Source organism: Streptomyces sp. NPDC005438, from assembly GCF_040606315.1.
Classification (GTDB): domain Bacteria; phylum Actinomycetota; class Actinomycetes; order Streptomycetales; family Streptomycetaceae; genus Streptomyces.
This window is the reverse complement of sequence record NZ_JBEXEP010000005.1, coordinates 348,386-361,682: the sequence shown is the minus strand read 5'-3', so window position 1 is coordinate 361,682 and position 13,297 is coordinate 348,386. Positions and strand designations below refer to the sequence as shown.

Genomic DNA, 13,297 nt, shown 5'->3' with positions numbered 1-13,297 from the left:
GTCGTTCAGCGGGTCACTTGGCCGGCTTTCCCTCTTCGGCGGCCTTGCCCTCGGAGCGGGGCTTGGTCGGCTTCGCGCCGTGAGTGTTCTCCCACTCCTTCCTGGTGAGCTTCCGAACCTTCAGACCGTCCTCGGTGCGCTGGACGGCGACACCCTCGGGCTTGGCGCCGTGCTCGGCGTCGGCCTTGCTTCCGTGAGTGGTCCGCCCGGACTGCTTGGCCGGCTTGGCACCGCCGGAACCGTCCTCACCGCCGGAGAACGCGCCCGCCGTGGTGGCCACCCCGGCCGTCAGGCCGAAAGCCGCGACCGCCGCCACCGCGAAACCGATGATCCTGTTCTTACGCATGGAATTCTCCTGAGGTAATCGAGCGCCTGGACAACTGGATTCGTCGTCGTCCGTTGTGGAATCCCGACACGGTCTCCGCCGTGCGCGGTGAATCCATTCCATCCCGTGGCGCCGTTCAGCCCGGTAAGCGAAGGAAGGAGATCGCTCGCCGTTTCCTTATCCCTTTGGCACACGCGATCCTTTTGACGCACGCGGTCCTTTTGACGCACGCGATCCTCTTGACGCACGCGGCCCTTTGCCACGGGCGATCCTTCTGGCCCACCCGGTCCTTTGGCACGAGCGGTCCTTCTGGCGCACGCGCCGGGTCAGCGCCTGGACGCGGTCGGTCCGGTCAGGCGAACCGGACCGTAACCCTGAGTCCTCCGTCAGGACCCGGTTCGGCGTGCGGCTCGGCCCCGTGCGCACGGGCGATGGACCGGACGATGGACAGCCCGAGGCCGTGACCCGTAGTGCCGGTGCGGTCCCGCCCGAGTCGCCGGAACGGCTCGAAGAGTTCCTCCACGCGCTCGGGAGGGACCGGCCGTCCGGTGTTGGTGACGGTCAGCGTCCTGGCGTGCAGGGTCACGTCCACTCGGCCACCGGGCCGGTTGTACCGGAGCGCGTTGCCCACCAGGTTGGAGACGAGATGGCGGAGAAGCACCGGATCACCGGCCACCCGCCCCGGAGCCGAGAACTCGGTACGGAGTACGAGTCCCTTCTCCTGGGCGAGGTGCCGCAGCTCGGCCGTGGCCGCCTCGGCCACCTCCACCAGCCCGACTTCCTCCGTACGGTCAAGCCCCCGGTCCCCGTGTGCCAGAAGCAACAGGGACGCGATGAGCCGTTCCGCCTCCCGGTTGGTGGCGAGGAGGTCCTCACGGGTCTCCTCCAGGTCGTCCGCGTTCGGATCGGTGAGCCCGACCTCGATACTGGCGCGCTGCGCGGCGAGCGGGGTACGCAGTTCGTGGGAGGCGTTGGCGACGAAGCGGCGCTGGCTGTCGAAGGAGCGCTGGAGGCGGTCGATCATCGAGTCGAAAGCGTCGGCGAGGCGGTGCAGTTCGTCGTCTGGGCCGGTCAGAGCGAGTCGCCGGTCAAGACTCTGCTCACTCATCCGCAGTGCCGTCTCGGTGACGGCGGTAACGGGGCGGAGGGCCCTACTCGCCAACCATCTGCCGATCAGTGCCGCGACGAGGGTCATGAGCACGAGGCCGACCACCGACCAGAGAATCATCTGCTGCAGCGCCGCGTCCCGCACCGTGTGCACGGTCTCCCTGACCAGGGCGAAGTCCTCGCCGTCCACGTCATCCGCCGCACCGGGCCGGGTGGCCCCCTTCGAGGGCTCCGTCGGAGACGGCGCTCCCCCGGGGGACGCCGTCTCCGACCGCCCCGGCGGCGAAGCCGTAGGACTGGGAACCACCGGCGCCCTGCTGACGGAGATTCCCTCTGTCTTCTCCGCCGTCCCGTGCCGGGCCAGGAGGACGACGAAGGCCAGCAGCAGGGTGCCGGTCAGCAGGAAGAGAGCACCGAAGGCCAGCGCCAGTCGCGAACGGAAGGAGACACGCGAGGGCGAGAGCCGGTGGCGGGTACGGAGAAGGGGGCGGAGCACGCGGCAGATGGCGTTCACGGGGTCAGCCGGTAGCCCTGCCCGGTGTCCACGGCGATCGCGCCGGGGTCACCCAGTTTTCGCCGCAGTCTGCTGACGGTGGCGCGGACGGCGCTGGTCCGGGGGCTGAGGTTCTCGTCCCAGATCGTCCGTAGGAGCTTCTGGTGGGAGACGGCCTCGCCCCGGTGCTTCAGGAGCACGTCAAGGACGTCGAACTCCTTGGGCGTGAGATCAAGCGGCCGGCCGTGGGCGGACGCGGTACGGCGGGCGCGGTCCAACCTGATACCGCCGTACCGCAGTACGGGGTCCGCCGGTTCGGGCTTCCGGCGGTACAGGGTTCTGACACGGGCCACGAGTTCGGCGAAGTCGAAGGGCTTCGCCAGGTAGTCGTCGGCGCCGAGTTCGGTCAGTCCGTAGACCTTGTCCTCGGTGCCGCCGGCCGCCGTCAGCATGATGACCCGGGGGCGCGCCTCCAGCCCGGACAGACGCCGGCACAGCTCGTCGCCGGTCAGTACCGGCAGGTCGCGATCCAGTACCAGCACGTCGTACTCGGTCAGCTGGCACATCCGCTCAGCCTCGTCGCCACGGTCCGCGACGTCCACCGCGATCGACTCCCGACGCAGCCCCTTCGCGATCGTACGAGCCAACACGCGGTGGTCTTCGGCTACGAGAACCCTCATGGGCTCATGAAAGCAGCCGCACGTTGACAGCCGCATAAGGACCTTAGGGCGCGGGCACGGGCCGCCTCGCCCCGTCCGGCGATCCGGTACCGGGCGGATCGCTTCCCCCACCCACCCGGGCACCACCTGGCTCGGCAGGAGGCGCCCTCCCGGGGGGGAGCCGGGTGTACCTACTCGTGGTCGGACACCTCCCGGTCCCCGTGGCGGCATGGCCCAGCGCCCTGAGGCCGAGTGGGCTTCTCGGGTCACCACCGGCCGAAACCGCTCCCACGCCGCGTCCGGCGCCCGCCACTCAGGGGGCGTTACGTACACGGGGCCCCGGACCCGCCGGGTCCGGCGGGCGGTGGAGGAGGAATTCCCCGTTGCTCATGCGGCGGAGCGGAAGACGACAGCGGTGCCCAGAGCGACGTCAGACGGTACGAACACGTCGCCGGAGGGTGTCTCGCGCACGGGGAGCCCGTTGCGGCGCAGCAGGTCGCGGGTGAGGGCGAGGTCGCGTACGGAGACGGTGTAGCTGAGGAACGCCGGGAGGGCGGGGGGCTGTTCGTCCGGTAGGGCGGTGGTCAGGCCGGAGTGGGGCAGGAGTTTCAGGGTGGCGCCGTCGAGGTCGAAGAGGTGGGCGGGTCCTTCCTGCCGGGCTGGCAGGCCGAGGTAGGTCTCGTACCGCCGCCGGGCGGCGGCCAGTTCCGAGTCGGCGACGCAGAGCGTGGCCTCGACGAGTTCGAGGGCGCCGTTGGGGTGGTCGAGGCGGCGGGCGCCTTGGATGTCGGGGTCCAGGGGGGCGACGAAGCCCACCCGTCCCTCCGCGACCGTGCCTGGTGTGGTGTCGGGCCCGTCGCCGTCGATCTCCAGGTAACGGATCGTCTCCGTCGGGGTTTTCGCGCCTTCGGGTGCGGGTCGCCGTACCGTGTTGACCCCGCCGTGCCGTGTGCCGGCGGAGGTCAGTCGTTCGGCTGTCTCGTCGATGGCGAGCGACGAGAACATGACGATGTGCAGCCCCTGGAAGCGGTCCAGGCACGCGGCCAGGTTGGCGCTGGTCTCGCCGATCCGTTCCACCAGCAGGGGCAGCGTCTCGGCCGGGGCTTCCAGGGGGACGAGGTGTGTGTCGGCGGGCAGGCTTCCGGTGTCCCCGTCCTTCACCGCTGTCGCGAGTTCGAGGAAGGAACTCGGGAAGTCCGCGTGGGTGTTGGCGGCGCCGAAGGGTTCGGGTTCCGCGCCCTCACCTCGGGGCAGGGCCGGACAACTGGGCGGAGGGATGACGAACCCCAGCCGCTCGTACAGGCTGATCGCCTCAGCCATGTTCTCGACCAGGTGGCCCACGTGGTGGATGCGGGAAGTGCTGTGCCCCATGCCGTCACCGTAGGGAGGGGGCGATCCCCGGTCAACGCACCGCGGAACGGGCCACCACGTACCACCGGAGCACTCAACCCTCCACGGCACCAGTACGGCACCAGCACGTACCCCAGCCCACCGGTGCCCCCTGGGACAGCGCCCTCTCAGCGCCGGAGGTACGCCGTGAAGCTCTTCCCAACTCCCCTTGCCGAACACCAGGTGGGGACCCTCGGGAGCCTTGGAGTCCCACACGGGGAGGGCCGGCAGGTCGTCGGCGACCTCGACGCACTGGCCCCCGTCCGCGTTGCTGTCAGTGGACTTGCGCCAGGCGACGGCTCAGATCACCACGTACGAACCTCTCCCCATCCCGTCGACGCGCCCCTGGGGAAGCACCCACAAAGCACGGTCGAGGGCCTCCGACCGTCTACGAGTCCCACCCCTCCCCTGTGGTGCGGCTTCGTCCTTCATCCCTCCAGGGAGACGTCAGCCACCACACAGCTGATGTTGTCCGGGCCACCCCGTTCGTTCGCCAGGTCCACCAGGGCGCGCACCGTGTCCTCGGGAGTGGCGTCGGCGGACAGGGCGCGGTGCAGACGTTCCCGGGGCACCACCGAGTGCAGCCCGTCCGAGCACACCATCAGCCGATCGCCGGACCGCACCTCCTGCAGCCAGAGGTCGGGGTTGACCTCGCCACCCGTCAACGCCCTTGTGAGCAGGGCACGTTGGGGATGTGCGGCGACCTCCTCCGGTTCCAGTCGGCCGTCCTCCACCATCGCCTGGACCAGCGTGTGGTCCTGGGTCAGTCGCAGCAACTCCTCGCCGCGCAGCAGGTAGGCACGGGAGTCCCCGAGGTGCGCCACGGCCAGTCGGGTGCCGGTTCCCCAGAGGGCGGTGAGGGTGGTGCCGACCTCCTCGGCCGGGGCCGGACCACCGTCGTCCCCGCTGGGCGAGGCCCCGTTCCGGGGCAACTCCCGTACGGCCCGGGCCGCCTGGTCCAGCGCCTCCCGGATGCGCGGCAACAGTTCTTCGGTAAGGGCGTCCTGCGGTTCCAGTTCACGCAGGGCGTTCACCGCCGCGAGGCTCGCCCCTCGGCCCTCGGGGCCGAAGCCGTCGGCGACCGCCAGCAGCCGGGGGCCGCAGTAGGCGGTGTCCTGTTGTTGCGTGCGTTCACGTCCGGGGTCGGTGAGTGCGGCCCCGGTCAGGGTGAGGTGTCGTTCGTGAGACATGGAGTGCTCCCCGCTCGTCAGATGCTCGACGAGGAGGGTGGCCAGGTCAGCCCGAGCCGCCGTCTCCGCCTCCACGATCACCCAGTAGTCGCGTACACGCCGGGCGACCTCGGACAGGGGCAGAGGGGAGACCTCCCTGATCAGGTTGAGGGGCATCCCCAGGCGACGCAGCCAGGCCACGAGTCGGGCCCGCTCCAGTTGTTCCGTGCGGTAGTAGCGGTACCCGTTGAACGGGTCCACCCGGGCGGGCGGCAACAGTTCCAGCCGGTCGTACAGCCTCAGCGCCTTGGGCGTCAGCCCGGACTTGGCCGCAAAGGCTCCGATACTCAGTTCTTCCACAGCCACACCTCCTCTCTCCGGGGCGTTCCCCCGGCGAGTTCGACGCTGGGGCTTCCCCCAGGGTGAAGGTCAAGGGGAGGGGTGAGGGGGCTTTGGGTTGGGTGGGGGTGGCGTGGGGCTCCCGTTGGTGCGTGGGTGGTGGGGGGTAGGCGGTGGGGGGACTTGGGGTTCGTGGTGGGTGGGTTCAGTGGGGGGCTTCTCTGTGGGGGGCTTGGGGTGGGCTGGATTGGGTGGGGGCTGGGGGGCCTGTGGATAGGGGGTTGTGGATAACTTCGGGGGTTTTTGGTGGGTGGGTGATGATGGGTGGTGCCGCGGTGATCTCCGTTCGTGCACCGTGCGGGCTCGTTGTGACCGGTTGCCTTCGCTTCCTTGGTGAGGGGCCTCTCTTCGCGTGGAGGGCACCCTTTCCGTGAGGGGTGGGGGTGGTGTCGTGGACAGCGGGTGGAGCGGAGGTCGTCCACGCCTGGGGGCCGGTTTGTGCGCACCCTCGGGCGTCTCGGAGGAGGTGGTGGAGGGTGGGCTTGGGGGGAAAGGGGGGCCGGGGAAAATCCCCCACAACCAAACCCAACCCAGCCCGTTGCCCAGCCAGCACCCCACCAGTCCCGCCAACTCCCCACCACCCAGCCAAAGCCCAACGCCCTCCCCACCACCCCACGATCACACCGCTCCACCACCCCACGAGCTCCCGACACCGGCGCCCCCTCCCCACCCCGACACCACCCACCCCAGCACCACCCACAGCCCCGGCCCCCGGCCCACCAACCCCCTCAAATCACCACCCCACGATCAGTGACCCGGCCCCCGGGCCCACCAACCGCCAACCCGCTCAAATCACCACCCCTCACCCCCCACCCCCAAGCCTCAGGCACCCAACCCCCGGAAACCCCCTCCCCCTCACACCCTCGCCCCCCCCCTCAAATCACCACCACCCCACACAGGGCCGGCCCTCCTCAACCACCACCCCCCACCCCCCTCAAGCCCCCAGGGCGTCCAGGCGTGACCGTTGCTCGGGGCTGAGCCGAAGGGTGCCGGCGGCCAGGTTGTCGGCGAGGTGCTCGGGGTTGCCGGTACCGGGGATCGCCAGTACATGGGAGCCCTGGGCGAGGGTCCAGGCCACCCGGAGACGTGCCGTACTGACCTGGAGTTCGCGGGCGAGGGCGAGTACCTCGGGGTGTTCGCCCTCGGGTGGTAGCGCGCCCTTCTCCCTGCCGTCGCCGGCGATGGAGAAGTACGGGACATAGGCGATGTCCCGCCCCCCGCAGTACTGGAGCAGTCGGCGCTCCTCGGTGGGGGCACCGATGCCGTAGGGGTTCTGTACGCAGACCACGGGCGCGATGGCCTGGGCCTCGTCGAGGTGGTGACGTCGGATGTGGGACAGGCCGAGGTGGCGTACGAGTCCGGCCTGGCGGAGCTGTGCGAGGGCGCCGAAGTGGTCGGCGAGGGAGGACTCGGCATGGGACGGGGGCAGGCGCAGGTTGACCAGGTCAAGGTGGTCACGGCCGAGGGTGCGGAGGTTGTCCTCGACCTGTTGGCGCAGTTGCTCGGGGCGTGCCCAGGTCCAGTTGCCGTCGCGGTCCCGGGCGGGCCAGACCTTGGTGGCGAGGAGGAGGTCGTCGGGGTAGGGGGCGAGGTGGTCGCGGATCAGGGCGTTGACGGTGCCCGGGGGGTCGCCGTAGAAGGCGGCGGTGTCCAGGTGGTTGACGCCCAGTTCCCTGGCGCGGCGCAGCAGGGTGGGGGCGCGGTCGGGGGTCAGTCGCATGGCGCCGAGGCCGATGCGGTGCACGGTGTGGTCGGGGAAGTTCCAGTCGCCGGCGTGGGCTGCGCTGTTCATGCTCGGAGTGTGGGCGCGGAATGAGGGGTTTTCCACTTCGTTACCCCGCGCGCCGGTTGCGCGCCCGTGCCCCGGCCGTCCCCACCACCCCCGGTTTCCCGGGAGCCGTCGACCCCTCGCCCCCTCTCCCGGAACGCCCACGGGCCGCCCCGGCGACCGGGCAGGACTCCGGTGCCGTACCGACGCCGGGAACGCGGCCCCACCGTCCCGCCCACACCGGGACCCCTCGGTACTCCCCGAGCCCCTTCCACCCCCTTCCACCTCCGTGGTCACGAGCATGTCCCCGCCCTCTCGTGGAGCCCTGAATCCCACTGTCAACCATTGGTTGACACCTCCAGTGAGGCAACCTACGGTTGACACATGACGACGCAACCCGTTCGGCTCGACGACCTGATCGCGGCCATCAAGAAGAGCCATACCGACACCCTCGAACAACTCTCCAGCGCGGTGATCGCCGCCGACCACCTCGGCGAGGTCGCTGACCACCTCATCGGACACTTCGTGGACCAGGCCCGGCGCTCCGGCGCCTCCTGGACCGAGATCGGCCAGAGCATGGGGGTCACCCGGCAGGCCGCCCAGAAGCGGTTCGTCCCGAAGTCCGACGTGGACCTGGACTCCAGCCAGGGGTTCAGCCGGTTCACCCCCCGGGCCCGCAAGGCGGTGATGGCCTCCCAGGAGGAGGCCCGGGCCGCCGGCAACCACCAGATCAACACCTCTCACCTGGCTCTGGGGCTGCTCAGCGACCCCAGGTCGCTGGCGGCGAAGGCGATCACCGCCCAGCAGGTGACCCTCGACGGGCTACGGGAGGCACTGACCGCGACCCTTCCGCCGGCGGTGGAGGGGGTACCGGACCTGGTGCCCTACGACCAGGGGAGCAAGAAGGCGCTGGAGCTGACCTTCCGGGAGGCACTGCGCCTGGGCCACAACTACGTCGGCACCGAGCACCTCCTGCTGGCCCTGCTGGAACTGGAGGACGGCGAGGGGCCGTTGGCCTCCGAGGGGCTGACCAAGCCGACGACCGAGGAGCACGTACGACAGTTCCTCGCCGAACTGGAGTGAGGGCCGCCGCCACAGGGGTCCCCATGAGGGAGCCGGTGCCCGTGAGGGGCGTGCCGCTCGCAGGAGGCGCACGTCCCCGGGGGCGCCGGCTCCTCGTCCGCTGGCGGGGCACCCCCGTACGCCCGGCCACGGGGCGAGGCCAGGCGACGAGGTGTCAGCGGTAGGTGAGCAACTGGCGCCGGTGGTCGAGGTGTTCGTGGGCGTTGACGGTGACCAGGGTGAGGCCCCGGGAGCCGGCGACGACCTTGCTGACCCCGGTGTTGACCGCGACCGGGTTGAGGCGGGGCCACAACGAGCCGTTCCCGGCGAGCAGTTGGGAGGCGACCGCTGACAGGGGGCCGCCGGAGCTGACCACCAGGGCGGTGCCCCCGGGCGGGGTGAGCCGTGCCGTCTGGGCGAGGGCTCGGTCGACCCGGTCGGCGAAACGGGGGAAGGGCTCGGGATAGTCGCCGTCGTGGTCGCCGGACCACCAGCGGGTGGTGGCCTCCTCGAAGAGGTGTTGGAGGTCGCGGGCGGCCTGCGGGCCCCGGGCGAGTTCGGCGGCCAGCCGGCCCGGGGCGAGGTACTCCGGCCGGTGGGCGGCGAACACCTGGCGGTGGTCGAACTCGTCCCAGCGGCGGTCGACCTCGACCGGGACGGCGGCCCAGTCCGCGCCGGCCACGAGGTGCACGAGGGTCTGCTGGTGCCGGCGCAGCCCTCCGCGTACCAGCAGGTCGGGGGTGAGGCCACGGCGCGCCAGGGAGGCGCCCAGCAGGGTGGCCTGTTCCTGGCCGAGGGGGGTCAGCTCGTCGTAGTCGTCGGCTCCGAAGGAGGCCTGACCGTGCCGGACCAGCAGGAGTACGCTCACGGGTTCACCGTCCCCCGCGTTGCCGTTCGGCCTGGGCGATGACACGCAGGCAGCGGCGTTCCAGCATCCGTACCGCGATCCAGAAGCGGCGGAAGGCGGGGTTGGTGGTCTGCCGGTGGTGGTAGCGGTAGTAGATCTGCTGGCAGATGACGGCGAGTCGGAACAGTCCGAAGACCTCGTAGAAGGCCCACTGGTGGTCGGTGAGGTCGATGCCGGCGCGGTCGGTGTAGTAGCGGACGACCTCGGCGCGGGTGAGCATCCCCTCCACATGGGTGGGTTGGCGTCGGAAGAGGCGGAACATCCAGCCGTCGTCGGCCTGTACCCAGTACGCGAGGGCGCCGCCCAGGTCCATCAGCGGGTCGCCGAGGGTGGCCATCTCCCAGTCGAGCAGCCCCACCGGGCGGGTGGGGTCCTCGGGGTCGAGGACCACGTTGTCCAGGCGGAAGTCGTTGTGGATCAGGCACAGGGGGCGGTCGGCGGGCTGGTGGGTGTCCAGCCAGTTCATGACGCGGGTGAAGGAGCCGACGTTCCAGGTGCGGGCCTTGCGGTAGCGGGTGCTCCAGCCGGACACCTGCCGGGCCACGTAGCCCTCGCCCCGGCCGAGGTCGCCGAGTCCGGCGGCGGTGGGGTCGACGGCGTGCAGCTCGACCAGCAGGTCCAGCACGTTGGTGCACAGTCGCCGTACCTGTTGGGGGGTGAGCCCGAGGTCGGGCGGGAGTTCCTTGCGGGGGATGGGGCCCGGTACGCGTTCCATCACGTAGAACTCGGAGCCGATGACCTCCGGGTCCTGGCAGAAGGCCACCATCGTCGGTACGTGGGGGAAGACGGGGGCCAGCCGGCACTGGATGTGGTACTCGCGGCCCATGTCGTGGGCGCCCCGGGCCTTGGCGCCGGCGGGCGGGCGGCGCAGGATCAGGTCCCGTTCCGGGTAGCGCAGCAGGTACGTCAGGTTGGAGGCGCCGCCGGAGAACTGCCGTACCGAGGGGGCGGCCTCCAGCCCTCGCGGGTCCTCGGCGTGCTCGCGCAGCCAGTGGGCCACGGCGGTGACGTCGAAGGCGTCCTCGGTACGGACCTCGCGGGCGTCGGGGACTCGGTCGGTCACACCATCCTCCTCACCACGGACAGGGGCAGCAGTTTCATGGCGGTGCCGATGGGGGCCCAGGGCCAGGCGGGTACCCGGGCGTTGGTCCGGCGGCGTTCGATGGCGCGGACCATGGCGCGGACGCCGGTGGGGGTGTCGACCATGAACTTCGTACGGTGGGCGACGTGGGCGTTCATCTCGGAGCGGATGTATCCGGGGTAGATGACCGAGACGTCCACGCCGGGGACGCGTTCGGAACGGATGCCCTCGGCGAGGGCGGCGACTCCGGCCTTGCTGGCGGCGTAGGTGGTCATGGCGCGGCGCATTCCCCGCAGGGCGGACACCGAGGAGATCAGCACCAGGTGGCCGCCGCCGCGTTCCCGGAAGTGTTCGAGGGCGGCCTCGGTCTGGGCGAGGGCGCCGACGAAGTTGGTCATGGCGGTCTGCCGGTTGGCGTCGTGGCGGCCGGTGCCGAGGGCGGCGCCCTTGCCGAGGCCGGCGTTGACGATGACCCGGTCCAGGCCGCCGAGGGTGTCGGCGAGTTGGCGTACCACGGTGAACGGCGCCTCGGGATCGGTGACGTCGAGGGCGGCGATCTCGATACGGCGGTCGGGGTGGCGGGCGCGGAGTTCGTCGCGCAGCCGCTCCAGGCGTTCGACGCGGCGGGCGCACAGGGCCAGGTCCCAGCCGAGGGCGGCGAACTGGCGGGCCATCTCCTCGCCGAGGCCGGAGGAGGCGCCGGTGATCAGACAGGTGCCCCGGCTCATGCGGTGCCTCCCGGCGATGTCGTGTCGTGCGCGGCACTGGACGCACCCTCGGATGCGGCGTCGGATACGGCGTCGGACGGGGCGCCGGGCGGCTGGTCGGGGGTGGTGGTGTCGCTCCGGGCGGCGGTCCGTCGCGCCTCGGCCTGGACGCGGGCGCCGAACTGGCGCATCTGGCGGTGGTAGAGGGGGGACAGGAGGCGTTTGGCCCAGTAGGCGCGGCGGCCGGCGCGGTCGGTGAGGATCATCGGGCGGCGGCGGTCGACGCCGTGCAGGACGCGGGCGGCGATCTCCTCGGCGCTGTGCGGGGCCCTGGTGATCAGCTTGGTGGCGATGGTCTCCATCAGGGGGTCGCTGCCGGGCAGGGAGCGGGCGAGGTTGGTACGGAAGAAGGAGGGGCACACCACCGAGCAGGTCACCCCGTGGGGTTCGAGTTCGTGGCGGAGGGTCTCGCTGAGCGCGACCACGGCGGCCTTGACGGCGTTGTAGCTGCTCATGGCGGGCGGGTGGACCAGCCCGGCCAGGGACGCGGTGTTGACCAGGTGGCCGTGGCCCTGGCTCTTGAACAGCGGGGTGAAGGTGCGGCAGCCGCGTACCACCCCGAACAGGTTGATCTCGGTGACCCACCGCCAGTCGTCGACGGTGAGGGTGTCCACCCTGCCGCCGGCGGCGACCCCGGCGTTGTTGACCAGGATGTCGAGGCCGTCCCAGCGTTCGGTGGCCCAGCTGAGGGCGCGCTGCCAGTCGGCGTCGGAGGTGACGTCCAGGGGGAGGTAGCTGGCGCCGTCGGGGAGGTTGTCGGGCGGGGTCGGGGACCGGTCGGTGACCAGGAGTTGGGCGCCGCGTCGGGCGTAGGCGGCGGCGAGGGCGGCGCCCAGGCCGGAGGCGGCGCCGGTGATCAGGACGCGCTGGGTCATCGGGTCGCTCCGTGGGCGGTGAGTTCCAGTCGGGCGATGAGTCCTCGGTGGACCTCGTCGGGGCCGTCGGCGAGCCGCAGGGCGCGGGCGTTGGTCCAGGCGGCGGCGAGGGGGAAGTCGTCGGACAGGCCGGCTCCGCCGTGGAGTTGGATGGCCAGGTCGATGACCTGTTGGGCCATGGCGGGGGCGGCGACCTTGATCTGGCTGACCTCGCTGAGGGCGTTGCCGGGTCCGCCGACGTCGAGTTTCCAGGCGGTGTGGAGGACCAGGAGCCGGGCGGAGTCGATGGCGATCCGGGCGTCGGCGATACGTTCGCGGTTGCCGCCGAGGTTGGCCAGGGGCTTGCCGAAGGCGGTGCGGGACAGGGCGCGTTGGCAGGCGAGTTCGAGGGCCTTCTCGGCGAGTCCGACCAGTCTCATGCAGTGGTGTACGCGGCCGGGTCCGAGGCGTCCCTGGGCGATCTCGAAGGCGCGGCCGGGGCCGGCGATGATGTTGCCGACCGGTACGCGTACGTCGGTGAAGGACACCTCGCCGTGGCCGTGGGGTTCGTCGTGGACGCCCATGGTGGACAGCATCCGCTCGACCCGTACGCCGGGGGTGTCCCGGGGGACGAGGACCATGGAGTGGCGGTGGTGGCGGTCGGCGTCGGGGTGGGTGAGGCCCATGACGATGAGGAGCCGGCAGTCGGGGTGGCCGACTCCGGTGGACCACCACTTGCGGCCGTTGAGGACGACCTCGTCGCCGTCGATCTCGGCGCGCAGCTCCATGGTGGTGGCGTCGGAGGAGGCGACGTCGGGTTCGGTCATGCAGAAGGCGCTGCGGATACGGGCGTCGAGGAGGGGTTCGAGCCAGCGTCGGCGTTGTTCCTCGTCGCCGTACTTGAGCAGCACCTCCATGTTGCCGGTGTCGGGGGCGTTGCAGTTGAGGACGTGGGGGGCGAGGAAGGAGCGTCCGGTGACCTCGGCGATGGGGGCGTAGTCGAGGTTGGTGAGTCCGGTGCCGCCGTCGGTGCCGTACCGGCGGGCGTAGGCGGCGCTGGGGGCGCCCTCGTGGTCGGGGGGCAGGAAGAGGTTCCACAGTCCCTGGGCGCGGGCCTTGGCGCGGAGCTGGTCGATGAGGGGCAGGGGCTGCCAGGGGTCGCCGTCGCCGTGGCGGAGGGCGGCGACCTGGCGGTGGTAGTCGGCTTCGACGGGTTCGATCTCGGCTTCGACGAAGGCGCGTACCCGGGCGGTGAAGTCGGCGGCGCGGGGGCTGGGGGCGAAGTCCATGGGAGTTGACCGTAGCGGCCTACTGAGC

At 71.1% G+C, this 13,297-nt stretch carries 12 protein-coding genes and 1 pseudogene; 1 reads left to right on the top strand and 12 read right to left on the bottom strand.

What is annotated here, in order from left to right; translation table 11 throughout:
• Window positions 1–13: 13 nt before the first annotated feature.
• From ABZT14_RS13830 to ABZT14_RS13800, 7 genes and pseudogenes are all read right to left on the bottom strand, one after another.
• On the bottom strand, window positions 14–346 hold the full coding sequence (locus ABZT14_RS13830) for a hypothetical protein (protein ID WP_356300986.1): 333 nt from the start codon (window positions 344–346) through the stop codon (window positions 14–16).
• A 331-nt stretch (window positions 347–677) separates the two neighbouring features.
• Window positions 678–1,946, bottom strand: coding sequence for an ATP-binding protein (locus ABZT14_RS13825; protein ID WP_356300983.1), 1,269 nt, complete (start codon window positions 1,944–1,946; stop codon window positions 678–680).
• Window positions 1,943–2,605 carry a response regulator transcription factor gene (locus tag ABZT14_RS13820; RefSeq protein WP_356300981.1) on the bottom strand — a complete coding sequence of 221 codons (663 nt, stop codon included), beginning with the start codon at window positions 2,603–2,605 and terminating at the stop codon, window positions 1,943–1,945. The genes ABZT14_RS13825 and ABZT14_RS13820 overlap by 4 nt, the downstream gene beginning before the upstream one ends.
• A gap of 366 nt (window positions 2,606–2,971) precedes the next feature.
• Window positions 2,972–3,955 (bottom strand): VOC family protein, encoded by a 984-nt coding sequence (locus ABZT14_RS13815; protein WP_356300978.1) that lies wholly within the window; start codon window positions 3,953–3,955, stop codon window positions 2,972–2,974.
• Between the two features lie 180 nt (window positions 3,956–4,135).
• A pseudogene (locus ABZT14_RS13810) lies at window positions 4,136–4,255 on the bottom strand (DUF397 domain-containing protein); the annotation flags it as partial.
• 146 nt (window positions 4,256–4,401) lie between these two features.
• On the bottom strand, window positions 4,402–5,502 hold the full coding sequence (locus ABZT14_RS13805; protein ID WP_356300975.1) for a MerR family transcriptional regulator: 1,101 nt from the start codon (window positions 5,500–5,502) through the stop codon (window positions 4,402–4,404).
• 973 nt (window positions 5,503–6,475) lie between these two features.
• Entirely contained in the window at window positions 6,476–7,333 is an 858-nt protein-coding gene (locus tag ABZT14_RS13800) for an aldo/keto reductase (protein WP_356300972.1), read from the bottom strand.
• Window positions 7,334–7,693: 360 nt separating this feature from the next.
• Here ABZT14_RS13800 and ABZT14_RS13795 point away from each other — a divergent pair, with 360 nt between their 5' ends.
• Window positions 7,694–8,392, top strand: coding sequence for a Clp protease N-terminal domain-containing protein (locus ABZT14_RS13795; protein ID WP_356300969.1), 699 nt, complete (start codon window positions 7,694–7,696; stop codon window positions 8,390–8,392).
• Window positions 8,393–8,546: 154 nt separating this feature from the next.
• Here ABZT14_RS13795 and ABZT14_RS13790 read toward each other — a convergent pair whose 3' ends face one another.
• Genes ABZT14_RS13790 through ABZT14_RS13770 form a run of 5 tightly spaced genes read right to left on the bottom strand, consistent with a single transcriptional unit; the run spans window position 8,547 to window position 13,269 of the window.
• A complete protein-coding gene (locus ABZT14_RS13790) occupies window positions 8,547–9,239 on the bottom strand; it encodes a histidine phosphatase family protein (RefSeq protein WP_356300966.1) in 693 nt (230 codons plus the stop codon).
• Window positions 9,240–9,243: 4 nt separating this feature from the next.
• On the bottom strand, window positions 9,244–10,341 hold the full coding sequence (locus ABZT14_RS13785) for a phosphotransferase family protein (RefSeq protein ID WP_356300963.1): 1,098 nt from the start codon (window positions 10,339–10,341) through the stop codon (window positions 9,244–9,246).
• Window positions 10,338–11,087 carry an SDR family oxidoreductase gene (locus tag ABZT14_RS13780; protein WP_356300960.1) on the bottom strand — a complete coding sequence of 250 codons (750 nt, stop codon included), beginning with the start codon at window positions 11,085–11,087 and terminating at the stop codon, window positions 10,338–10,340. The genes ABZT14_RS13785 and ABZT14_RS13780 overlap by 4 nt, the downstream gene beginning before the upstream one ends.
• Complete coding sequence (locus ABZT14_RS13775; RefSeq protein WP_356300957.1) at window positions 11,084–12,001, bottom strand: SDR family NAD(P)-dependent oxidoreductase; 918 nt, start codon at window positions 11,999–12,001, stop codon at window positions 11,084–11,086. The genes ABZT14_RS13780 and ABZT14_RS13775 overlap by 4 nt, the downstream gene beginning before the upstream one ends.
• Window positions 11,998–13,269: an acyl-CoA dehydrogenase family protein gene (locus ABZT14_RS13770; RefSeq protein ID WP_356300954.1), complete on the bottom strand. Its 1,272-nt coding sequence runs from the start codon at window positions 13,267–13,269 to the stop codon at window positions 11,998–12,000. The genes ABZT14_RS13775 and ABZT14_RS13770 overlap by 4 nt, the downstream gene beginning before the upstream one ends.
• Between the last annotated feature and the right edge of the window lie 28 nt (window positions 13,270–13,297).